This window comes from Pseudomonas neuropathica, assembly GCF_051174785.1.
Classification (GTDB): Bacteria; Pseudomonadota; Gammaproteobacteria; order Pseudomonadales; family Pseudomonadaceae; genus Aquipseudomonas; species Aquipseudomonas neuropathica_A.
Genome location: NZ_CP195111.1, coordinates 1369449 through 1390739, shown reverse-complemented (window position 1 = coordinate 1390739; position 21291 = coordinate 1369449). Strand labels below are relative to the sequence as shown.

The 21291-nt window shown below is 59.7% G+C and carries 24 protein-coding genes; 8 read left to right on the top strand and 16 right to left on the bottom strand.

Going from position 1 to position 21291, the window contains the following annotated elements; translation table 11 throughout:
• Window positions 1–29 precede the first annotated feature (29 nt).
• Genes ACRRSD_RS06290 through ACRRSD_RS06275 form a run of 4 tightly spaced genes read right to left on the bottom strand, consistent with a single transcriptional unit; the run spans window position 30 to window position 2669 of the window.
• Entirely contained in the window at window positions 30–605 is a 576-nt protein-coding gene (locus tag ACRRSD_RS06290; RefSeq protein WP_435037531.1) for a DUF6162 family protein, read from the bottom strand.
• The gene (locus tag ACRRSD_RS06285; RefSeq protein WP_102900422.1) at window positions 602–934 is read right to left on the bottom strand and encodes a hypothetical protein; all 333 of its coding nucleotides are present in this window, start codon (window positions 932–934) and stop codon (window positions 602–604) included. The genes ACRRSD_RS06290 and ACRRSD_RS06285 overlap by 4 nt, the downstream gene beginning before the upstream one ends.
• Window positions 931–1473, bottom strand: coding sequence for a thiamine pyrophosphate-binding protein (locus ACRRSD_RS06280; RefSeq protein WP_102900423.1), 543 nt, complete (start codon window positions 1471–1473; stop codon window positions 931–933). Before ACRRSD_RS06280 ends, ACRRSD_RS06285 begins: the two co-directional genes overlap by 4 nt.
• Window positions 1470–2669: a PepSY-associated TM helix domain-containing protein gene (locus ACRRSD_RS06275; RefSeq protein WP_435037530.1), complete on the bottom strand. Its 1200-nt coding sequence runs from the start codon at window positions 2667–2669 to the stop codon at window positions 1470–1472. Before ACRRSD_RS06275 ends, ACRRSD_RS06280 begins: the two co-directional genes overlap by 4 nt.
• Before the next feature lie 407 nt (window positions 2670–3076).
• Here ACRRSD_RS06275 and leuC point away from each other — a divergent pair, with 407 nt between their 5' ends.
• Window positions 3077–4495, top strand: a complete 1419-nt coding sequence (gene leuC, locus ACRRSD_RS06270) for a 3-isopropylmalate dehydratase large subunit (protein ID WP_435037529.1) — start codon at window positions 3077–3079, stop codon at window positions 4493–4495.
• Entirely contained in the window at window positions 4492–5106 is a 615-nt protein-coding gene (gene leuD / locus ACRRSD_RS06265) for a 3-isopropylmalate dehydratase small subunit (protein WP_435037528.1), read from the top strand. Before leuC ends, leuD begins: the two co-directional genes overlap by 4 nt.
• A 126-nt stretch (window positions 5107–5232) precedes the next feature.
• On the opposite strand, the gene ACRRSD_RS06260 is transcribed toward leuD, so the two are convergent.
• The 4 genes from ACRRSD_RS06260 to soxR all read right to left on the bottom strand — a co-directional run bounded on the left by ACRRSD_RS06260 (window position 5233) and on the right by soxR (window position 8347).
• Window positions 5233–6183, bottom strand: a complete 951-nt coding sequence (locus tag ACRRSD_RS06260) for a LysR substrate-binding domain-containing protein (protein ID WP_435037527.1) — start codon at window positions 6181–6183, stop codon at window positions 5233–5235.
• Between the two features lie 24 nt (window positions 6184–6207).
• The gene (locus tag ACRRSD_RS06255; protein ID WP_435037526.1) at window positions 6208–7083 is read right to left on the bottom strand and encodes an alpha/beta fold hydrolase; all 876 of its coding nucleotides are present in this window, start codon (window positions 7081–7083) and stop codon (window positions 6208–6210) included.
• A 249-nt stretch (window positions 7084–7332) separates the two neighbouring features.
• On the bottom strand, window positions 7333–7791 hold the full coding sequence (locus ACRRSD_RS06250; RefSeq protein ID WP_435037525.1) for a VOC family protein: 459 nt from the start codon (window positions 7789–7791) through the stop codon (window positions 7333–7335).
• 103 nt (window positions 7792–7894) lie between these two features.
• Window positions 7895–8347: a redox-sensitive transcriptional activator SoxR gene (gene soxR / locus ACRRSD_RS06245; protein ID WP_435037524.1), complete on the bottom strand. Its 453-nt coding sequence runs from the start codon at window positions 8345–8347 to the stop codon at window positions 7895–7897.
• 93 nt (window positions 8348–8440) lie between these two features.
• On the opposite strand from soxR, the gene ACRRSD_RS06240 reads away from it, so the two are divergent.
• Window positions 8441–8794, top strand: a complete 354-nt coding sequence (locus tag ACRRSD_RS06240; protein ID WP_435037523.1) for an antibiotic biosynthesis monooxygenase — start codon at window positions 8441–8443, stop codon at window positions 8792–8794.
• Here ACRRSD_RS06240 and ACRRSD_RS06235 read toward each other — a convergent pair.
• The 4 genes from ACRRSD_RS06235 to msuE form a co-directional block, all read right to left on the bottom strand.
• Complete coding sequence (locus ACRRSD_RS06235; RefSeq protein WP_435037522.1) at window positions 8791–9894, bottom strand: sigma-54 interaction domain-containing protein; 1104 nt, start codon at window positions 9892–9894, stop codon at window positions 8791–8793. The genes ACRRSD_RS06240 and ACRRSD_RS06235 overlap by 4 nt on opposite strands.
• Window positions 9895–9930: 36 nt before the next feature.
• Window positions 9931–11118 (bottom strand): acyl-CoA dehydrogenase family protein, encoded by a 1188-nt coding sequence (locus ACRRSD_RS06230; RefSeq protein WP_435037521.1) that lies wholly within the window; start codon window positions 11116–11118, stop codon window positions 9931–9933.
• Between the two features lie 109 nt (window positions 11119–11227).
• Window positions 11228–12373: an FMNH2-dependent alkanesulfonate monooxygenase gene (ssuD, locus tag ACRRSD_RS06225; protein ID WP_435037520.1), complete on the bottom strand. Its 1146-nt coding sequence runs from the start codon at window positions 12371–12373 to the stop codon at window positions 11228–11230.
• A gap of 10 nt (window positions 12374–12383) precedes the next feature.
• The gene (msuE, locus tag ACRRSD_RS06220) at window positions 12384–12947 is read right to left on the bottom strand and encodes an FMN reductase (protein WP_016985421.1); all 564 of its coding nucleotides are present in this window, start codon (window positions 12945–12947) and stop codon (window positions 12384–12386) included.
• 389 nt (window positions 12948–13336) lie between these two features.
• Here msuE and ACRRSD_RS06215 point away from each other — a divergent pair, with 389 nt between their 5' ends.
• The 4 genes from ACRRSD_RS06215 to ACRRSD_RS06200 all read left to right on the top strand — a co-directional run bounded on the left by ACRRSD_RS06215 (window position 13337) and on the right by ACRRSD_RS06200 (window position 17547).
• A complete protein-coding gene (locus ACRRSD_RS06215) occupies window positions 13337–13594 on the top strand; it encodes a hypothetical protein (protein ID WP_007917547.1) in 258 nt (85 codons plus the stop codon).
• A gap of 101 nt (window positions 13595–13695) precedes the next feature.
• On the top strand, window positions 13696–14310 hold the full coding sequence (locus ACRRSD_RS06210; protein ID WP_095113070.1) for a LysE family translocator: 615 nt from the start codon (window positions 13696–13698) through the stop codon (window positions 14308–14310).
• Window positions 14311–14515: 205 nt separating this feature from the next.
• On the top strand, window positions 14516–15682 hold the full coding sequence (locus ACRRSD_RS06205; RefSeq protein ID WP_435037519.1) for an aminotransferase class V-fold PLP-dependent enzyme: 1167 nt from the start codon (window positions 14516–14518) through the stop codon (window positions 15680–15682).
• A 56-nt stretch (window positions 15683–15738) separates the two neighbouring features.
• On the top strand, window positions 15739–17547 hold the full coding sequence (locus ACRRSD_RS06200) for a M24 family metallopeptidase (protein WP_435037518.1): 1809 nt from the start codon (window positions 15739–15741) through the stop codon (window positions 17545–17547).
• Between the two features lie 43 nt (window positions 17548–17590).
• Here ACRRSD_RS06200 and ACRRSD_RS06195 read toward each other — a convergent pair whose 3' ends face one another.
• Both ACRRSD_RS06195 and ACRRSD_RS06190 read right to left on the bottom strand, forming a co-directional pair.
• On the bottom strand, window positions 17591–18187 hold the full coding sequence (locus tag ACRRSD_RS06195; protein WP_435037517.1) for a 2-hydroxychromene-2-carboxylate isomerase: 597 nt from the start codon (window positions 18185–18187) through the stop codon (window positions 17591–17593).
• A gap of 35 nt (window positions 18188–18222) precedes the next feature.
• Window positions 18223–18951, bottom strand: coding sequence for an SDR family oxidoreductase (locus ACRRSD_RS06190; RefSeq protein WP_435037516.1), 729 nt, complete (start codon window positions 18949–18951; stop codon window positions 18223–18225).
• 91 nt (window positions 18952–19042) lie between these two features.
• Between ACRRSD_RS06190 and ACRRSD_RS06185 the strand changes: the two genes are divergently transcribed.
• Complete coding sequence (locus tag ACRRSD_RS06185; protein WP_435037515.1) at window positions 19043–19600, top strand: TetR/AcrR family transcriptional regulator; 558 nt, start codon at window positions 19043–19045, stop codon at window positions 19598–19600.
• 7 nt (window positions 19601–19607) lie between these two features.
• Here the strand turns inward: ACRRSD_RS06185 and ACRRSD_RS06180 are convergent, their stop codons facing one another.
• Together ACRRSD_RS06180 and rhtA are read right to left on the bottom strand one after the other, a co-directional pair.
• Window positions 19608–19889 carry a hypothetical protein gene (locus ACRRSD_RS06180; RefSeq protein ID WP_007917561.1) on the bottom strand — a complete coding sequence of 94 codons (282 nt, stop codon included), beginning with the start codon at window positions 19887–19889 and terminating at the stop codon, window positions 19608–19610.
• 168 nt (window positions 19890–20057) lie between these two features.
• Window positions 20058–20945, bottom strand: coding sequence for a threonine/homoserine exporter RhtA (gene rhtA / locus ACRRSD_RS06175; protein WP_435037514.1), 888 nt, complete (start codon window positions 20943–20945; stop codon window positions 20058–20060).
• Window positions 20946–21291 lie beyond the last annotated feature (346 nt).

Sequence of the window (21291 nt, the reverse complement as noted above, 5' to 3'; positions counted from 1 at the left end):
ACGGTCTTCTCTCGGATGAGTGCGAGGAATCAATGGCGATGTTCGCGGGTAACCCCGGCATCGTATTGCGCGACGATCTGTTTCCAGCCAGAGGCGGACAGGGCGGCTGCGGTCAATTCGGTCGGCGCTTGCAGATTTGCATCGCGGTTGAGCCAGATGTCCGGCGCAGCCTTGTCGTCAGCGCTGAGCAACATCACGAATGAGCCGGCGATGGCCGTGCTCTGGCTTTGGCCGAAATAGGCGGTATTCGCCAGCAACTGCCAGGCATGACCGCCTCGGCTGACCGAACTCGCATCCTGGGCAAACGGCGCGAAGCCTTCGTCCGCCAGATTCTGCGGTGTCGGCAGGGCTTGCTGTTCTTCGCGCAGCAAACGGATTTCGTCGAGGGTCACCCGCAGGTCGGCGTAGATGCCTTGCTCTGAAGCGCTGAGGTCGCGGCGCGCGTCGAGTTGATTGGTCGCCACCGGCTCCGGTTCATGGGAAACCCCGCGCCAGGCGACGACTGAACCGGCGACCGCAAGGATCAACAGGCACAACAGCAGCACATTGAGGGTTTCATGACCGGCACCGGCCGGGCGCACAACGTGTGTGGTGGGCGTACTCATGGGGCTTCGATATCCGCTTGGTCGATTTCCACAACGTGGCCCGGACCTGCGTCGAACAGCACGTAGAACTCGGCGCCGGGTTTCTTGAAGGTCAGGGTCGAGTCACTGCCGAGTTTGCCCGGCACCAGAATGGTTTCGTCATAGCCGATCACATCCAGGGTCACCCCCGGCGCACCGCTGCCGTCGGAGAAACCGCCGGTGCATTTGATCTGCTCGGCGTCGATGGCTTTGCACTCGCACATCGGGTTGTGGGCCAGCGCACTGGCACTGAAGCCGGCGCCGAGCACCAGCAGCACGGCGCTCAGCCGCAGGCGGAAAGGGCGGGTCATGGTTTGGCTCCTTGTTGGTTCAACCAGGCAATGGTGGCGGGGGAGGCCTGACTCAGAGGGATCGAAGCCTGGTGCATGCTGCCGTCCCAGCCTTCCATGGTGATCCACAGTTCGGCATCGGTTTTGGTTTTTTCCGGCACTGGCAATTGCGCGCCCATGCGGTAGGGCGTGCCGAAGAAAATCACCCCGGCGGCGCGCAGGCTGCGGGGTTTGCCGATTCGCAGGTAGGTGGCTTTGACCTGGTCGATGCAGGCATCGCAGAGGGCGGCGTTGAAACCTTTCATATGGCCCGCCGGGCCTTCGAGGCGCGGCGCTTCGTTGCGCAGCTCGGCCAGGCGCAGGCTCCAGGGACCGACCGTGACTTCGCCGACTTCTCGTTCACCGAGGCCGATATCACCCCGAAACAGCGCGGCATCGGCGAAGTATTTGGGCATGAAACCCAGCGGGATCAGCAGCAACAGCACGTTGATGTGAAAGCGCCATTTGTGCCAGAACAGGCTCAGGCGCGACGGCTGCGGCGCAGCAGTGGACTTGCTCACAGGTTGACCTCCGACGCTTCACGATTCATGGCCGGTTGCGCCTGAACGCGGGATTTCTTCGACTCACGCTTGAGTGCATTGGCTGTCGCCAGCGCAGTGCGTTTGGTCCAGATCAACAAACCGCTGAGCACCATCATGCTCAGTACCAGGCCGAAGAAGAACCAGATCAGCTTGATCCACAGCCCGCCGAAGTCGCCGGTGTGCAAGGGGCGCATGGATTCGGTGACAAATTCCAGTGAGGTGCGATCGGACAACAGGCGCGAAGCGGCGACGTCACCGTTGAACGGGTTGAGGGTCGCGGTCTGGAACATCAGCGGATACCAGCCGCGGCCGCCAAGGCTCATATGGCTGTAGGCATTGCCCGGCAAGCTGACGAAGCTGACTTCCAGACCGGGAATTTTCTCCTGGGCGACTTCGATCGCGCGATCCAGGCTGATGCGCGGCGGTGGCGTGCCATCGGCCGAGATCGGCACGGCGTCACGGGCCATCGCCGGAATGACCGGCTCGCTGGAGATGGAGATGTGGTTATCGAACAGCATCGCCTCGATCAGGAACCAGGTGCCGGTGACCGAAATCACCGCAATAAACCAGATCGACCAGATACCGCTCAGACGGTGGAAGTCGCCCCAGAAAATCCGCGCGCCGTGGCGAAAACGCAGGGTCGGACTAAAGAAACCCTTCCAGAAGCGTTTATAGACCACCAGTCCGGTGATCAACGAGGCCAGCAGCGGCAGACCGAGGAACGACACCAGGTACCAGCCCCAGCTGTAGCCATTGGTGAACGGCACCAGCCACCAGCCATGCAGGGCGCGGGTGAAGGCTTTGAAGTTGAAATCCGGTGCGCCGCCCTGAATCACGCCGGTGTACGGGTTGACGTAAACAGTCTGCGTGCGCCCGTCGGGGTAGCTGACAGCGACGTCCAGGGCGAAATGCGATTCGTCGGGGCGACTGATGCTCTGCACGACCGTTTGCGGTTCGGCTTTCTTGATGGCGGCGAGAATCTGGTCATAGCTGAGCAACGGTGCATCGTCCGCAGGCTGGCTGGCGCGCATCTGCGGGTTGGCCAGCCAGACGATTTCCTGGCTGACCACCGCCAGAGTCCCGGTCACGCAGACGATCAGAACAAAAAACCAGATCGGTAAAGCGAGCCAGCTATGCACCAGGAACCACAGTTTGGAACGGGATTTCTTCGACATGATTGTGCGTCTTGATAGCGGTGAAAGGGCGCGTGGCTACGGGCTTCGCAGCACGGGATCCCCGAAAGACCGGACTTGGCTTTTGCCTACACGAACGGCCTGCATCTATATAGGACGGATGAGCGGGGCAAATCCCGAAAGGTGATATGAAAGCAAATGTTTCCCAGTTCGCAGGGTGTGAGAGATTCCACTGTAGGAGCTGCGGCACGCTGCGATCTTTTGATCTTGATCTTTAAAAACAAGATCAAAAGATCGCAGCCTCGTTGCACTCGACAGCTCCTACAGGGTTTTGCTGCTTACAGGGGATCACACACGATTCATGGATGACGCCATCACTCTCTGCCAATTGATGACCGACCCGCGCTCCCTATGATGGGAATCACCTGATTTCCCGAGTGAGCGCCTTGATGACCGCCAGAACCCTCTACGACAAACACATCGATTCGCACACGGTGTGCCGCCTCGACGATCAGGGCCATGTTCTGTTGTATATCGATCGCCAGGTAATCAACGAGTACACCAGTCCGCAGGCATTCAGCGGTTTGCGCGCGGCCGGGCGCGATGTCTGGCGGCCGGGCACGGCGCTGGCGGTAGTCGACCACGTCAACCCGACCGCGCCTGTGCGCATCGCGACGATGCCCGACGCGGGCGGCGCCCGGCAAGTGTCGTATCTGGCGGAAAATTGCCGCGATTTCGGCATCGAATTGCTGGACATCCTCGACAAGCGTCAGGGCATCGAACATGTGATCGCTCCGGAGCAGGGTTTCATTCTGCCCGGCATGGTCATCGCCGCCGGCGACAGTCATACCACCACTTATGGCGCGTTGGGCGCGTTCGGTTTCGGCATCGGCACCTCCGAGATCGAGCATCTGCTGGCTTCGCAGACCCTGGTCTATAAACGCCTGAAAAGTCTGCGCGTGACGGTGGATGGCGAACTCTTGCCGGGGGTGACCTCCAAAGACGTGATCATGGCGCTGATCGGCAAGATCGGCGCGGCCGGTGCCAGTGGTTTCGCCATTGAATTCTGTGGCTCAACCATCGACGCGCTGAGCGTCGAGGCCCGTATGACCATTTGCAACATGGCCGTCGAGGCCGGCGCGCGCGGCGCATTCATGGCCCCGGACGAAAAAGTCTTCGCCTATCTCAAGGGCAAGCCACGTGCGCCGCAAGGTGAGTTGTGGGAACAAGGCCTGAAGACATGGCGCGAGCTGCGCAGCGATCCCGGCGCGGTGTTTGATCGTGAGATTCGCCTCGATGCCAGCCTTCTGGAGCCGATGGTCACTTGGGGTACCAGCCCCGATCAGGCTGCTGCTATCGGTGCACGGGTGCCGGATCCGCAAGCGATCAGCGACCCGATCCTGCGCCAGGACATGCGCCGCGCCCTCGACTACATGGGCCTCGAAGCGGGCATGGCGCTCAGCGACATCGTTATCAGCCACGCCTTTATCGGTTCGTGCACCAACGCGCGAATCGAAGACCTGCGGGATGCCGCCAGCGTCGTGCGCGGTCAGCACGTGGCCGGACATGTACGGGCGATGATCGTCCCCGGTTCCAGCGAAGTTCGCGCTCAGGCCGAAGCCGAAGGGCTGGCGCAGATCTTTATCGACGCCGGTTTCGAGTGGCGTCAGTCCGGCTGCTCGATGTGCCTGGCGATGAACGACGACGTACTCGCGCCCGGCGACCGCTGCGCGTCCAGCACCAATCGCAATTTCGAAGGCCGTCAGGGCGCCGGTGCGCGCACTCACCTGATGAGCCCGGCGATGGTCGCCGCCGCTGCGATCAGCGGTCGACTCACCGATATCCGCCACTTTGGAGAACGCCCATGAGCCTGCAACCTTTCACGCAAATCAGCGGTCAGGCCGCGGCGTTACTGGCGGCCAATGTCGACACTGACGTGATCATGCCCAAGCAGTTTCTCAAAGGCATTGACCGGCAGGGACTCGATCGCGGGTTGTTTTTCGATCTGCGGTTTCTGCGCGATGGCAGCCCAAACCCCGATTTCGTGTTGAACAAGCCGGCATGGCAGGGCGCGAGTTTTCTGCTGGTCGGGCCGAACTTCGGCTGCGGCTCCAGCCGTGAACATGCGGTCTGGGGCTTGCAGCAGATGGGCATCCGCGCCTTGATCGGCAGCAGTTTTGCCGGGATCTTCTACGACAATTGCCAGCGCAACGGGGTGCTGTTGATCACCCTGGAAGAGGCTCAGGTGCAACGCATTGGGCAGCTTGTCGGTGAGCCCGAAACGGCGCGGATCAGTATTGATCTGGAGGCCCAACACATTGGCCTGGCGGATGGCAGCGTAATCGACTTTCAGATCGACACCCTGCGCAAAACCGCGCTGCTGCTCGGCCTGGATGCCATCGGCAGCACCCTGCAACGGCGCGAACTGATCAAGGCTTTCGAGCGCGAACATCTGGCCAACAACCCGTGGCTCTCCTGACCCACCGCTGATCCCCTGTGGGAGCGAGCCTGCTCGCGAAAGCGGTCGTTCAGTCGAGATCAATGCTGACTGACTGGACGCATTCGCGAGCAGGCTCGCTCCCACATTTGATATCGGGTGTTTCAGCTAAAGGGAAAGCCCTTTGAAATGCGCCTGCAAAAATTCCACACACGCGCGCAATTTCCCCGAATGCGCCAGCCGTGTCGGGTACACCGCCCAGACATTGGCACTCTGGCTGTAATCGTCCAGCACCTGCACCAGGCGTCCTTGCTCCAGCAACGGTTTCACATCCCACAGCGAGCGCAGCAGCACCCCACGCCCATCCAGCGCCCATTGCAAAACGATCTCGCCGTTGTTTGACGACAGCGGCCCGCTGACCCGAACGCTCTCTTGCCCGCCATCATGATCCAGATGCCAGACACCGAAGGCGTTGTCGCGCTCCTTGATTACCAGGCAATCGTGCTGTTGCAGCTCGTCCAGCGTCTGCGGCGTGCCGCGGCGTTGCAGATAACCGGGAGCCGCGCACAGCACTCGTCGATTACTGACCAGGCGTCGACCGATGTGCTGGCCGGGCAGGTCATTGCCAACGCGGATCTCCAGATCGAAGCCTTCATTGATGATGTCTACCACGCGGTCAAACAGGTCGAGGCGAATCTCCAGTTCTGGATAACGTTCGGCCAGCAACGACACTGCCGGCGCCACATGATTGCGCCCGAACCCGAAACTGCTGCAAATGTGCAAACGCCCACGCGGGCAGTCGTGGGCGTCGGACAGTTCGTCGTGCAGTTGCTGAAAGTCATCGAGAATGCGCAACGCCCAGCGCTGCACGCGTTCGCCATCCTCGGTCAGCGCGACGCGGCGACTGGTGCGGTGCAACAGGCGAGTGCCGAGGGTGGTTTCGAGAATCTGGATGCGTTTGCTGACATAGGCCGGAGACAGGCCCAACTCATCGGCTGCGGCGGCAAAGCCGTTCTTGCGGATCACGGTGAGCAGCACACGCAGGTCTTCGGGCAGGGGCACGGTGTCTTTCTTCTGGGACATGGCAACACGAACACTGGCGGCACAAGCCGCCAGCATAGCACCGAGATCCGGCTGCCCGGCTCAGCGCAAAAAGGCCAGTGCTTCGGCGAGCAACAGTTCGGGAATTTCTTCGGCAATGTAATGGCCGGCGGGCAAGGCCTGACCGCTGACGCTGGTCGCCACTTGCTGCCATTCCTTGAGCGGATCGAAGCAACGTCCAACGGTGCCTTCGCCACCCCACAACACGCGCAGTGGCAGTCTCAGGTGGTGCCCGGCAGCGATGTCGGCGCGATCGTGCGCAAGATCGATGCTGGCGCTGGCGCGATAATCTTCGCAGATGCCGCGCGCGCTGCCCGGTTGTTGCAGGCAGCGCAGGTATTCGCTGAAGGCTTCATCGGTAAACGGCTTGAGCCCGGCGCTGCGGCTGCCCATCACGCTGCGCAGATACCCTTCGGGATCGCCTTCGAGCAGGGTTTCCGGCAATGGCGCCGGGCGGATCAGAAAGAACCAGTGCCAATATGCACGGGCAAAGGCTTCGTTGGTTTGTGCGTACATCGACAGGGTCGGGGCGATGTCGAGCAGCATCATGCGCTGCACGGCGGCGGGGTGGTCGAGCGCGAGGCGATGGCCGACTCGTGCGCCACGGTCGTGGGCGAGGATCGAAAACTGCTCGAAGCCCAGCGACTGCATCAGCTCGACATTGTCGCGGGCCATTTCGCGTTTCGAGTAATTGATGTGCAACTCATCCGCAGCCGGGCGACTGCTGTCACCGTAACCGCGCAGGTCGGCGGCGACCACGGTAAAGTGCGCGGCCAATTGTTCGGCAATCTTGTGCCAGATGACGTGGGTCTGCGGGTGGCCGTGCAACAGCAACAGGCCGGGGCCGCTGCCGCCGAGGCGGTAGGCGATCTCGACGCCGTTGACGTGGCGCTGGTCTTTGCGGAATCCGGCAAACATCGGGGTGATCCTTGTTCAGGGTTCTTGTTGGCTGCATCCTGAAATTGTCCGGCGTTTGCGGCAAGGGGCAAAGCGTGGTGGGCCGGTTCATGAAGTGTGTTCATGAGGTTCTTCGTTGTCTTTAGCGGCCCCTTCGCGAGCAAGCTCGCTCCCACAGGAGTCTTCGGTGTGACCACTATCTATGCCACCCAACGAAACCCTGTGGGAGTGAGCTTGCTCGCGAAGAGGCCAGTCCAGACGCTGAAATGCTCAACCCTGCTGAAACATCTTCATCGCCCGCTGTTTGATCTGCTCTTCAGTCAGATCCTCCTTGCGCGAGGCGAGAAACCACAGATGCCCATACGGGTCCTTCAACGTCCCGCTGCGATCACCATAAAACTGATCCTTGACCTCGGACACCGTCGTCGCCCCGGCATCCAGCGCCCGTTGAAACGATTTGTCGACATCGGTCACATACAGATGCAAACCAACTGACACTGCTTGATCCGGATTGCTCAGTGGCCCCTGATCGCACGGCGAACCGAGCATGATCGCGCTGTCGCCAATGCGCAGTTCGGCATGGCCGATGCCGCCGTCGGGCATGTCCAGGCGCATGACTTCGGTGGCGCCGAAGGCTTTTTTATAGAAGTCGATGGCCTCGGCGGCTTTATGGATGCCGAGATACGGGGTGATGCTGTGATACCCCTCGGGAATGGGTTTGACGCTCATGACGTTCTCCCTGATTTTTGTTCTATGAGATGTGGCTCCACCGGATTTGTGGAAAGCCCACTATAGAACTGTCCTCGCCTTGCAGATTTTTGCCCGACGAGCGTCAGTCTTCGGGAAAGTGCGGCCCTGGGCCCTGTCCACCCAGCACATCACCCTGATTGCGCAGCGGGCAGGCCTCCATCGACAAACACCCGCAACCGATGCAGCCATTGAGCCGGTCGCGCAGTAGCGTCAATTGGTCGATCCGCTCATCCAGTTCCCGACGCCATTGCTGCGAGAGGATTTTCCAGTCCGCTGCGGTGGGCGCACGATCATCCGGGAGAATTTTCAGTGCCTGGCCAATCTCCGCAAGCGGAATCCCCAGCCGCTGCGCGACTTTGATCAACGCCACCCGGCGCAGCACTTCACGCGGATAGCGTCGCTGGTTACCGGCGTTGCGCTGGCTCTTGATCAATCCTTTGGATTCATAAAAGTGCAGGGCGGTGACCGCCACGCCACTGCGCGCCGCAACTTCGCCAACCGTTAACTGTTTGTGCACATTTTCTTTGCTGATCATTTGAAGACAGCTCTTGACCTTGACTTAACTGGAGGTTTTACCCTGCAGGTCTTCGAGTCGCAAGGCTCGTCTTACGCTGAGTGGGGGCTTTTCATGAACAATCGCAGTTTTACCCAATTGATCGAATTTGAAATCGAACCACGCCAACAACCTGCGCTGGTCACCGCACTGTCGAGGCAAACCGAGCGTCTGGCTCAGCGTTACGACGGTTTCGTCAGCGCCAGTGTGCAGGCCAGCGATGACGGCCGGCGTGTGCTGGGTTTTCTCCAATGGCAGTCCCGCGAGGCGGGAGAGGCGGCGTTTCGCAGCTTCGAAAGCGGCGAGCAGGATTTCTGGCAACTGATTCACACGCATCAGGCGAAAACCATCACCTTTAACTCGTTTCAGGTGCTGAGCAGCATCGCCCGCAGTCACGACGATGCGCTGCACTGCCACCTGGTTGGCTAGATCGACAACTGGATCAAGCGCTCGCCCTGCAGGTTTTCCGAGACTCGCCGCTTGTTCACCGCCAGTTCGCCGATCTTGATCAGTCGCGTGCGGGTGACGTTGCGGCTCAAGCCGAGCAACGCGGCGGTGTGCACCTGGTTGTAATGGCAAAAGCGATACGCTGCACGCAGCAAGGCGTCTTCGACTTTCTCGTGCAACGCGCCGGCCTGTTGTGCGAACAGTTTTTGAAAGGCCTGTTCCAGCAATGCCTCCGGTGAATCGTCGGCACTGCTGTGATGATCGTCCGGGCGGTCGATGCGCAGGTTCGACAGGCGCAAATCATCGCGTTCGATCACGCCGTTGCGGCAAATCAGCAAGGTGTGATGGATGACGTTTTCCAGTTCGCGAATGTTGCCTGGCCAACTGTAAGCACGCAGCTTGTGCTCGGCGCCGGGGCTGATGCTGACACGGCCGTAACCGAGGCGCTGGCTGTAGGCTTCGATGAAATGTCGAGTGAGAGGGAGGATGTCGCCGGGACGCTCGCGCAGTGGGTTCAATTCCAGATTGACCACGTTGAGGCGGTAATACAGATCCTCGCGGAAATGGCCGGCATTGATGGCTTTTTCCAGCTGCACGTTGGTCGCCGCCAGCACCCGCACATCGATAGGAATGCTTTTGCGCGAGCCCAGTCGCACCACTTCGCGTTCCTGCAACACCCGCAACAACTTCACCTGAATCGCCATCGGCAGATCGCCGATCTCATCGAGAAACAACGTGCCGCCGTCCGCTTCCTCGAACCAGCCGGCCTTGGCGCTGAGCGCACCGGTGAACGCGCCTTTTTCATGACCGAACAATTCCGCCTCTACCAGCGATTCGGAAAACGCCCCGCAATTGACCGCGATAAACGGTCGATGACGACGGTTGCTGAGATTATGAATATGCCGCGCCACCAGCTCTTTGCCGGTGCCGGTCTCGCCGATGATCAGCACACTGGCTTCACTCGGCGCGACCTGCTGCAAATGCGCGAGCAAGGCCTGGGACTTCGGGTCTTCGAAGACCTGCGCAGTGGCGCGGATCGACGTGGCGAGCGCGGGGGAGGGCGGTAGGGTCAGCAGTTGCATGGGCTCGTCCTTCTCTTTAGTTCAAATGCAGGCAGGTCAGGAATAGAAGGTCGGCACCGGCAGCGACTGATTCAGCGCCCAGTCGCCCAATTCATGGAGTTTGTAGTCCAGCGGGTCGTGCAGGGTTTGCGTGCGCAGGTTGCGCCAGTGGCGATCGAGGCGCAGGGAGGCGTGGGTCGAACGCGCGCCGGTCACTTCGAACAAACGGCTGCAAATGTCCAGGCCCTGTCGGCTGGCGGCGACTTTTGCGGTGGCAATCGCTGTCGCGACTTGGCCGCGCTCTTCGGCGCTGAGATTCGCGCCTTTGGCCCAGGCCTCATCGAGCAACGCCGCCGCGCGTTCGACCAACAGGCGAATGCCTTCCAGCGCCACCCAGAACTCGCCGTAATGCGCGAGCACGTACGGGTCTTCACGCACATCGCGCGCCGAGGATTTATGCCAGAGCCGGGTTTCGCTGAGGGTGTATTGCCGCGCCTCTTCGAAAGCGCCTTCGGCAATCCCGAGAAACATATGCGTGAACGTCAGTTGCGCGATCAATGGCCGCAAGCAGGCGAACGGCGTGCTCAGCGGACCGGGATCGAGCAACAATTCCGACTCCTCGACCCGCACCCGTTCAAACGTGGCGCTGCCGCTGTCGGTCTGGCGCTGGCCGATGTTGTTCCAGTCATCGTGCAGGGTGATGCCACTGCGTCCGCTGGGAATCGCCGCGATCAGCAACTTGCCGCCGGCGCTTTCATCGACCGCCGAGGCGATCAGCATTTGTGAGTCGCTGGCGCCGGAACAGAAGCTCTTCTTCCCGGAAAACTCGCGCCAGCCACCGAGATTCTTGACCACGGTACGGGTGTCGAGCGGGTTCAGTGCGTTGCCCCAGAACCAGTTCTGCCGCGCGGTCTGTTCGAACCACGGCTGCCATTGTTCCGGCCGGGAAAACAGGCGCACGGTGGCGAGCATCAAGTGGTGAAAACCGAAAACGTGGGCAATCGAGCTGTCGACCTTGGCGAATTCGCGGACGACCTGCAGGGTTTCGCTCCAGCTCGCGCCGAGGCCGCCGTAGCGGGTGGGAATGCTCAGGGCCAGCAGGCCACTGTCACGCAGGGCGTCACGCTCGACTTTCGGCGTGCCACCACGCTCGTCACGTTCGACGGCGGTCAGGGCAAACTCGGCGGCCAGTTGGCGCGCGGTCTGCAGCGGGGATAACAAAGTACTTTGCGGTTTGGCGGTCACACCAACACTCCTGAATTCAAACTGCCTATGTAGGAGCTGCCGCAGGCTGCGATCTTTTTTAAGATCAAAAGATCGCAGCCTGCGGCAGCTCCTACACAAGAGATCCGGTTTATGCCGAGGCTTTTGTGGGCAGCACATCGTTGGCAATCATTTCGCCAAACGGCCCGGTCAGATTGGTCACGCCACGCCCGGCCAGACTCGCGTAAGGCTCGGGCAACAGCGGGAACACCAGCTCGGCAAAGCGGTAAGCCTCTTCCAGATGCGGATAACCGGAGAAGATGAAACTCTCGATGCCCAGATCCGCGTATTCCTTGATCCGCGCCGCCACTTGCTGCGGATCGCCAACCAGCGCCGTACCGGCACCGCCGCGCACCAGACCGACGCCGGCCCAGAGGTTCGGGGCGATCTCGAGGTTGTCGCGACGGCCATCATGCAAGGCCGCCATGCGCCGCTGACCTTCGGAGTCGAAACGCGAAAAGGATTTCTGCGCCGCTTCAATGGTTTCGTCGCTGATGTGTTCGATCAGTTTGTCCGCGGCTTTCCACGCCTCTTCGGCGGTCTCGCGCACGATCACATGCAAGCGGATGCCGAACTTGACCTTGCGCCCATGCCGCGCCGCGCGTTCGCGTACATCGGCGAGTTTTTCCGCGACAGCGGCCGGTGGTTCGCCCCAGGTCAGATAGACATCGACCTGTTCGGCGGCCAGATCATGCGCGGCATCGGAAGAGCCGCCGAAGTACAGCGGTGGATAAGGTTTCTGCACCGGCGGATACAACGCTTTGGCGTTCTGCACCTTCAGGTGTTTGCCGTCGAAATCCACCGCTTCGCCTTGCAACACACGGCGCCAGATCTGCAGGAATTCATCGGTGACTTCATAGCGCTCGGCGTGACTGAGAAAGTTGCCGTCGCCCCGGTTCTCGTCCGGATCGCCGCCGGTCACCACGTTGATCAGCAAGCGTCCATTGGACAGTCGATCGAGGGTCGCGGCCATCCGCGCCGAAACCGTCGGGGAAATGATCCCCGGACGGATCGCCACCAGATAGCGCAGGTGCTCGGTCAGCGGCACCAGTGCCGAAGCGATTACCCACGAGTCTTCGCAGGAGCGCCCGGTGGGAATCAGCACGCCGTGGTAGCCGAGACTGTCAGCGGCCTGCGCCACCTGTTTCAGATAATTGAGAGTGACCGGGCGCGCGCCTTGGGTGGTGCCCAGATAGTGGCCATCACCGTGGGTCGGCAGGAACCAGAAAACATCCATGAACGGCTCCTCAGGCGATTTTCAGCAAGGGTTTGATTTGGGTGGCGAACAGCGGCGCTGCGCGTTCGGCCGCGAGGCGGATGCGCGCTTTCAACAATTCGCTGGTGATCTGGTAATCGGCGAAGTCGGCTTCGGTGGCGTACACGCCGATTGGCAAGGTCATGGCCTGAAAGAAGCTGAACAGCGGGCGCAACTGGTGATCGAGCACCAGCGCATGGCGTTCGCTGCCGCCGGTAGCAGCGAGCAGCACCGGCGTGTCGATCAGTGCATTGAGGTCAATCAGGTCGAACAGATGCTTGAGCAGGCCCGGGTAGGAACCGCGATAAACCGGCGCGGCAACAATCAGCAGATCGGCCTGTTCAATGGCCTGTAGCTCGGCTTCAACTTCCGCACTGAGCTCCTGACGCGATAGCGCACCGCCGAGCGGGCGAGCGATATCACCGAGTTCGATCAAATGGCTTTCGATGGTCAGGTGGCCGGCCAGTTCGGCGAGCAAGGCTTGGGTCAGCACCAGAGTACGGGACGGACGCCAGGTGCCGCCGGAGAGGGCGACGACTTTCAGGGGACGCGACATGATCAGTTCCTTTTTCAACAGTTGCTCAGCGAGCAGTGAGTAAGTCACCGAGTCTGAGCAAGCGCTGTACCAATTCCTGTAAGCCCCGGTTTACAAGGCGTTGAGCGTTAGCGTGGCGATCGCCCCTGTGAGTAACGAGGCGCTTTGTTGAATCGGTGTTGGCTGAGCAACAGTTGCTGGAGCAACAGTGCTCAGCGCATGGATGAAGTTATAAAGGCAGTTTGTTATTCCGCAAAAGAACGTTAATCGATATTTATAGATCGTTTGGAGATATATGCCGATCTGTGTCGATTTCCTGATAGCCACTATTGAGAGCGTTGATTTCTGCGCGAGCGCACCCGGGCGTAGCCTTTGTCCATCGACTCCCCATTGTTCGCCAGGACGCTCCCATGAATCGTTTACTGACTGTTTCCCTGTTGCTCGCTGTCTCCGTACTCGCCGGTTGTGCCGGACATGTTTCGCCGGAGCTGCGCCCTTACACCGATGAAGAATCCCGTGAATTAGCGATGGAAGCATTGAATCGCAGCGGCCTGTCCTTCGACGAATACCACGCGAAAAAAGCGCAATTGCTCGGTCAGACCCAGTTCGACAAGAAAGCTGAAATGAGTGCCGAGCGTGCCGTACAGCTGCACGGTCGTCCTAGCTGAAAACAAACTGTACTGGTGGAAGTTTTACCCAACTGTCCGTGGGCTTGCCGGGCGGCGTGGGATAGGGTCAACACCTGAATGACCCTGATGGATTGCCTGCCATGACCCTCTCGCTTGACCTGCTGTTGGGCTTTGCCCTGTTTGCCCTTGTCACCTCGATTACGCCGGGGCCGAACAACACCATGTTGCTGGCATCGGGGGTGAATTTCGGTTTTAACCGCACCATCCCGCATATGCTCGGAATTACCTGTGGCTTCTTCGTTCTGGTTGTCGCGGTGGGCTTTGGCCTGGGCGCGGTGTTTCAGAACTATCCGATTCTCTATACGGTTCTGCGCTATGTCGGCGCGGCGTATCTGTTGTATCTGGCGTGGAAAATCGCCCACTCGGGGCCGGTCGGCGATAGCGCCGAAGGCGAAGCGAAGCCGATCAGCTACCTTGGCGCCGCCGCGTTTCAGTGGGTCAATCCCAAGGCGTGGATCATGGCCATCGGCGCCATCAGCACCTACACGCCGATGCAGGGCTATTTCACCAATGTCGTGGTGATTGCCGCGGTGTTTGCCATCATCAATCTGCCGAGTGTCGGCGTCTGGGCAGCCTGCGGCACGTTGTTGCGCAATGTGCTGAAGGATCCGCGCTGGTTGCGCGTGTTCAACTGGGGCATGGCGGCGCTGTTGGTGATTTCACTGTACCCGTTACTTCTTGAAAGCTTTAGCTGACGCATCGCTTCAACCGCAGGCCGGATGCCTGTTAAGCTCGACTTCAGGAGCGTTCCTACGCACTTTTAAATGAAGTTGTTCTTCTTTAACGGCATCCGATCAGGTATTGATGACGCTCTCGAACCGACGCGCAGCTCACAAGGCTGCGCGATGCCGTTTGCAGACACGAGCCTCCTGATCCCGGAACACGCTCTGCGAGTCTTTTATGAACACACGTCCGTTGTATTTCGATTACGCCGCCACCACCCCGGTCGACGAGCGAGTCATCCAGGTGATGATCGAGTGTCTGGGGTTTCACGGTAACTTTGGCAACCCGGCTTCCAGTTCCCACGCGTTCGGCCAGCAGGCCCGACACACGGTCGAGCAGGCCCGCCGGCAAGTTGCCGAACTGGTCGGCGCTAATGCCGAACAGATTGTCTGGACCTCCGGTGCCACCGAGTCCAATAACCTCGCCCTTAAAGGTGTGGCCCAGGCGCGTGGTGTGTCTGGCGGCCATATCATCACCAGCCAGATTGAACACAAAGCCATTCTCGATACCGCCCGCCAATTGCAGGACGCCGGCATCGCCGTGACTTATCTGGTGCCGGACGCCGATGGCCTGATCACGCCGCAAGCGGTCAGTGAAGCCATGCGTGAGGACACCTTTCTGGTGTCGCTGATGCTGGTCAACAACGAGTTGGGCACGGTCAACGATGTTCAAGCGATTGGCGCAGTCGTGCGTAGCCGAGAGGCGTTGTTCCATGTCGACGCGGCGCAAGGCGCCGGCAAAGTGGCCATCGATCTGGGGCAATGGCCGGTGGATCTGATGTCGTTCTCTGCACACAAACTTTACGGCCCCAAAGGCATCGGCGCGTTGTACGTCGGCCCGCGGGCGCAGCAGCGGTTGCAGGCGCAGATTCACGGCGGCGGTCACGAAGGCGGTTTGCGTTCCGGAACCTTGGCCACGCACCAGATTGCCGGGATGGGCGCAGCGTTTGCCTTGGCCGCCGAGGCGTTCGATGCCGAGAAAAAAACCATCGTCGCACTGCGCGAACGCTTGCTCGAACAACTGCTGAGTTTGCCGGGTGTGCGCTTGAACGGCTGCGCCACTCAACGTATTCCGCACACCTTGAGCCTGACCTTCAGCGAAGGCGAATTCAACAGCGCGGCGTTGAGTCATTCGATTGCCTTTTCCGCGACCTCGGCCTGCAATTCAGCGAGTAACGCGCCGTCCCACGTGCTATTGGCGTTGGGGCATGACGCGCATCTGGCCGGTCGCACCATTCGCTTGAGCCTCGGCCGCTTCACCACCGCCGAAGATGTCGACAAGGCCGTTCAACTGATCAAGACCGCCTGCGCCAATGCTCCGGCATTCTGGGCGACAGGGCTTTAAACGAGCCGACCTAACGGCTACGAACAATAACGATGAAGTGATTAGCAGGAGACATGATGAGTACCCAGACCTCGACCGAAGGATCGGTGCCCCAGCGCCTGGCGCACACCCGTGAACTGATGCGCCGCGAAGGCATTCATGCGTTGTTGGTGCCGTCCGCCGACCCGCATTTGTCGGAATATCTGCCGGGTTACTGGCAGGGCCGGCAGTGGTTGTCGGGCTTCCATGGTTCGGTTGGCACTTTGATTGTCACCGCTGATTTCGCCGGTGTCTGGGCCGACAGTCGTTACTGGGAACAGGCGACCAAAGAACTCAAGGGCAGTGGCATCGAACTGGTCAAGTTGCAACCGGGTCAACCGAGCCCGCTGGACTGGCTTTCCGAGCAGACACCGGAAGGTGGCGTGGTCGTGGTTGACGGTGCGGTGATGGCCGTGGCTTCGGCGCGTACGCTGAGCAGCAAACTGGAAGCACGCGGTGCACGTCTGCGCACCGACATCGATTTGCTGCAGGAAGTCTGGAGTGATCGCCCGAGCTTGCCGAATGCACCGATCTATCAGCATCTGCCACCGCAGGCGACCGTCAGCCGTGGCGAAAAACTCGCCAAACTGCGCGAAACCCTGCAAGAGCGCGGCGCTGACTGGCATTTCATCGCCACCCTCGACGACATTGCCTGGCTGTTCAACCTGCGCGGCGGCGACGTGTCGTTCAACCCGGTGTTTGTATCGTTTGCCTTGATCGGTCAGCACCAGGCCACGTTGTTCGTGGCGCTGAGCAAGGTCGACGCAGATTTGCGCGCGGTGCTGGAGACGGACGGCGTGACGCTGCGCGATTACAGCGAAGTCACCGATGCGCTGCGCGCCGTGCCGAGCGGCGCGAGCCTGCTGGTCGATCCGGCGCGCGTTACCAGCGGCTTGCTGGATAATCTCGACAGCACGGTGAAGCTTGTCGAAGGCCTGAACCCGACCACATTGGCCAAGTCGCAGAAAAGTGAAGCGGACGCTGAACATATCCGCAAAGCGATGGAGCAGGATGGCGCGGCGCTGTGCGAGTTTTTCGCCTGGCTGGAATCGGCCTGGGGGCGCGAGCGCATTACCGAATTGACCATCGACGAGAAGCTCACCGCCGCCCGCGAACGTCGTCCGGATTATGTCTCGCTGAGTTTCAACACGATTGCCGCGTTCAACGCCAATGGTGCCATGCCGCATTACCACGCCACTGAAGAAGAGCACGCGGTAATTGAGGGGGATGGCTTGCTGCTGATCGACTCGGGCGGTCAATACCTGGGCGGCACCACGGATATCACGCGGATGGTGCCGGTCGGTACGCCGAGCGAAGAACAGAAACGCGATTGCACGCGCGTGTTGAAGGGCGTGATTGCCCTGTCGCGAGCACAGTTCCCGAAAGGCATTCTTTCGCCGCTGCTCGATGCCATTGCCCGTGCGCCGATCTGGGCAGAAAGTGTGGATTATGGTCACGGCACGGGGCACGGCGTTGGCTATTTCCTCAACGTCCATGAAGGTCCGCAGGTGATCGCCTATCAGGCCGCGCCTGCACCGCAAACGGCCATGCAACCGGGAATGATTACCTCGATCGAGCCGGGCACTTATCGTCCGGGCCGTTGGGGTGTGCGTATCGAGAACCTGGCGATGAACCGCGAGGCGGGCAGCAGCGAGTTCGGTGAATTCCTCAAGTTCGAAACCTTGACGCTGTGCCCGATCGACACGCGTTGCCTGCTGCCGGCGCTGCTGACTGAGGAAGAGAAGCAATGGTTCAACACCTACCACGCAGAAGTGCGTGAGCGCGTGAGTCCGTTGCTTGAGGGTGCTGCGCTGGAATGGCTGAACACCCGTACTGCGGCGATCTGATTGGCTGGGATTCAGGCGCTGTGTTCAGCGCCTGAATGATCGCTTAGCCTTGGCGCAAGGCTTCCTCAACAAAGTCGAGCCGATCCTGGCCGAAGAAGAGCTGATTGCCGATAAACATACTGGGTGCCCCGAACACACCGCGTTTAACCGCGCTCTCGGTGTTGTCCTTGAGTACCGCTTTGACGGACTCGTCGTTAGTCAGTGCTAGCACTTCAAGCGGATCGAAGCCGTGTTCACTCAGCACAGCGGCGACCGTCGCCGGTTCGTCCAGGCTGCGTCCTTCAACCCACAGCGCCTTGAACAGACAATCGATAAACACTTGAAAGCATTCTGGCCGCCGCAGCTGGATGCCAGTGACCGCACGCATCAACATCAGTGTGTTGATCGGGAAATGCGGATTGAATTTCAGCGGCACTCCGTAGCGTTTCGCGTAGCGATCCAGATCCTCAAACATGTACCGACCCTTCGCCGGAATCATCGCCGGCGATGCGTTGCCGGTTGCCTTGAAGACGCCCCCGAGCAGCATCGGAATGTAGATCAGTTCACTGTTCGTTTCGGCGCAAATCTTCGGCAGTTGGGTGTAGGCCAGATAGGTGGCAGGGCTGCCGAGGTCGAAATAGAACTCCACGGTTTTCGTCATTATTGCTTCTCTCTATTTATTGTTATGGCGCGGGCTTACCAGCGTTCGTTCCACGGGCGCAGATCCAGCTCGAACGTCCAAGCATCCCGTGGCTGACTGTGCAGATACCAGTAGTTCTCGGCAATGTGCTCGGGGTTGAGGATGCCATCCTGATCTTTCGTGGCGTACTTCTCGGGGAAACTGTTGCGAATGAAATCGGTGTCGATCGCACCATCAACCACCACATGGGCGACATGGATATTAATCGGCCCCAGTTCCCGCGCCATGCTTTGCGCCAGTGCGCGGATACCGTGCTTGGCGCCGGCGAATGCGGCGAACCCGGATGCGCCGCGCAGTCCGGCGGTGGCTCCGGTGAACAGAATCGTGCCGCGCTGGCGAGTGACCATGCGTCTGGCCACTTCACGGGCATTGAGGAAACCCGAGAAACAGGCCATCTCCCAGATCTTGAAATATTTGCGGGCGGTTTCTTCAAGGATGCTGCACGGTACGTTGGCGCCGATATTGAACACAAAGGCTTCGATCGGACCGAGGCGGGTTTCGATGTCTTCAATCAGGGCGATGACGTCTTCTTCCTTGCGCGCATCGCAGGCAAACCCATGGGCTTCGCCGCCTTCAGCGTTGATTGCGTCCACCAGCGGTTGCAATTTTTCGGCGCTGCGCCGGGTGACGCAGGCGATGAATCCTTCACTGGCAAAACGCTTGGCAATCGCTCCGCCCGTGGCATCGCCGGCGCCGACAACCAATACGACCTTCTTGTTATTCATGGGTGAGTCCCTTTATTAAACGATCGTTAAGTGAACGAACGTTATGCTAGGATCCGGACAACGTCAAGGCAGTCGAATCGAGGGCAAACACATGCGTTACTCCGCCAGTCACAAGCTGGAAACCCGGGAAAAGCTCTTGCAGAGCAGCGCGCTGTCGGCAAAGCGCAGCGGTTTTTCCACGGTAGGCGTGGATGGTTTGATGAAGGCGATCGGATTGAGTGGCGCGGCGTTCTATAGCCACTTCTCGTCGAAAGATGCGTTGTTTACGGCCATCGTCGAGCGTGAGTTGGGTCAAAGCCTTGAACGACTGGGAGGCGCGGGCGCGCAGGATCGTGAACGACTGAAACGCTGTCTCAAGCACTATCTGAGCATGGCCCACGTCGAACAGCCTGAGGCCGGTTGCGCGTTGCCGGCATTGGGCGCAGAAATCGCCCGATCGGATGTCCAGGTGCGCGAGCAGGCGCAATTATGGATCTGCCGGCTCCATGAGCGCTGGGCGCAGATACTCGAGAGCGAGACCCTGGCGTGGTCGGTGCTGTCGCAATGCGTCGGAGCATTGGTAGTGGCGCGTATGCTGGCTACACCGGACGTTCAGCAAGCGGTGCTGAAGTCCAGCCATGAAGAGATTGGCCGGCAGATTGCCGGATAGCGCTGAGCTATTTACAGATGACGATCATGCTGCGACTGGTGTAACCCGCAGGATTCAGACCAAACGGGTAATCGCCGGGTTCTTCCACCGCGTCACCGGATTTGGCGATGACCTTGTAGCCTTTTGGCAAACAGGCGTTGGCGGCACTGGCGTAGCACTTGTCCCAGGAGGACGATAGCCCCGAACAGTTGATGTGCAGTCCTTTTTTACCGCGTTTGACCTGAGTTTCCGAAGTCGCCGCACAACCCGCAACCGCCAGTATGGCGATCAATATCAAAATTCGTTTCATTACCGTCCTTATAGCGGCCACGAGTCTAACGCTCGGGTTTGCCTGTGTTCGCTTGCGCTCTAAGCGTTTTGAAATCCCTGTCCGAAAAAATCCATGTCTGGCATTGGGTTACAGATCTAAACATGGCCTAAATGCGCGCCAATTGCCAGACCTTCGTCAAATCCTCTTTCAGTCAGCCGCAATTGCGGGCTTTGCGGCGCTGCCCATAGTCAAGGTTGCGCCGACGGAAGCCAGAATAATGCACAAGATCGCCATCCATTGTGACAGTGTGAGGAATTCATGCAGGAACAACAGCCCCGATAAAGCTCCGAACGCAGGCTCGATGCTCATCAATGTGCCGAAAGTGCGTGCTGGCAAGCGGGTAAGGGCGACCATTTCCAGTGTGTAGGGCAGGGCGGTGGACAGAATGGCGACGCCAATGGCAATCGGAATCAAGGAGGGGGTCAACAGGGCCGCACCTGCATGCACGATGCCGATAGGGGCCACGAACAGCGCGGCGATCATTACCCCTAATGCAGCAGTCGTCACTCCGTTATCGGCGCCAGCCTTCTGACCAAACAGAATATACAGTGCCCAGCATGCACCAGCTCCCAGTGCATAGCCGGCCCCTACCAGATCGATTCCGGCACTGGTTGCTCCTGTGGGAATCAACAACAACAGGCCGGCGGCGGCCAGCGCAATCCAGAGAAAGTCGATGGCGCGCCGGGACGCATAAATGGCTACTGCCAGTGGCCCGGTAAATTCCAGAGCAACGGCGATTCCCAGTGGAACCGTGCGCAATGACATATAGAAGAGGAAGTTCATACCGCCCAATGCCATGCCATAGACGATGACCGTGCGCAGTGATTTGGCGGTTAGCCTGGCTCGCCAGGGGCGCAGTATTAGCAACATGATTACACTGGCGAAGATCAGCCGCAGCGTGGTGGTTCCCTGAGCACCAATGATGGGGAACATGCTTTTGGCCAGCGAGGCGCCGGACTGGATCGACGCCATGGCTATTAATAGCAGGCCAACCGGGAACAGCATTGAGGCAAGAGAGCGTGGCTGGTCATTCATTGCGCGGCATCGTCCAAGGTAAGGGCAAGGTATTGTTCTGTTATTGGGCAATATATTGCGCATTCGTTGAGTGTACGTCTATATAGAGAGGGCTTTTTCCCAGCATCGATAGAAAACTGAAATTAATCGTTGACGGCAGATTCAGAGTGTCTATAATTCGCCCCACTTCCGGCGCAGTCGAAACGGAAAACTCCTTGAGATTCAATGAGTTATGTAGGTTTCGGCAGCGGGGCGCTTCAGTTCATCGAAGCCAGAAAGGAAGTTGAAAAAGAGGTGTTGACAGCAGCGTGTAACGCTGTAGAATTCGCCTCCCGCTGACGAGAGATCGGAAGCGCAAGTGGTTGAA